We start from the raw sequence: 723 nt of genomic DNA on the forward strand, positions 1-723 counted from the left end.
CCACCACCGAACCCCGACACCCAAACACCCCACGACCCAACCCCAACGACAACCCCACATCGGCCAACGACACACCCCGACGGGCCTGCACAAACTCCGCCAACCGCGCCGCATTCCCCCGCAACGCCGACTCACCACCACCAGAAACCACAAGCGGCACAGCATGCTCGGCCAACCCCGACACACCCGGGCCCGCACCTTCATCAGGCACTGTTGCCGCACCATCGACGTCCGCACCCTCGTCGCCCTCGGACGAACTCTCCGGAGCAAATGCCTCTTCCACGATCACGTGCGCGTTCGTGCCCGAAATCCCGAACGACGACACACCCGCACGACGCACGCGGTCGTCCCGATGGGGCCACGGCATGGTCTCGTCGAGGAGCTGGACATTGCCCGAGGTCCAGTCCACATCCGAGGTCGGTTCCTCGGAGTACAACGAGCGCGGCAACTCACCATGCCGCAGGGCGAGCACCATCTTCATCACCCCGGCCACCCCCGCCGCGGCCTGCGGATGACCCAGATTCGATTTCACCGACCCCAGATACAGCGGGTGCTGCTCCGAACGTGCCTTGCCGTAGGTCGCCAGCAGCGCGTTCGCCTCCATCGGGTCGCCCAGCGCGGTGCCGGTGCCGTGCGCCTCCACCGCGTCCACGTCTTCCGGACCGAGCCCACCAGCGTCGAGCGCCGAACGAATCACCCGCTCCTGCGCCGGACCGTTCGGCG

The 723-nt window shown here is 67.6% G+C and carries 1 protein-coding gene; it reads right to left on the minus strand.

Annotated features, from left to right (window positions below):
* Positions 1-697: ketoacyl-synthetase C-terminal extension domain-containing protein (locus tag ACOQFL_RS22810; RefSeq protein WP_435546256.1), on the minus strand; the 697-nt coding region annotated here is incomplete at its 3' end.
* Positions 698-723: the final 26 nt, after the last annotated feature.

It is taken from the genome of Actinopolyspora sabaoui, from assembly GCF_051225635.1.
In the GTDB taxonomy this organism is placed as follows: domain Bacteria; phylum Actinomycetota; class Actinomycetes; order Mycobacteriales; family Pseudonocardiaceae; genus Actinopolyspora.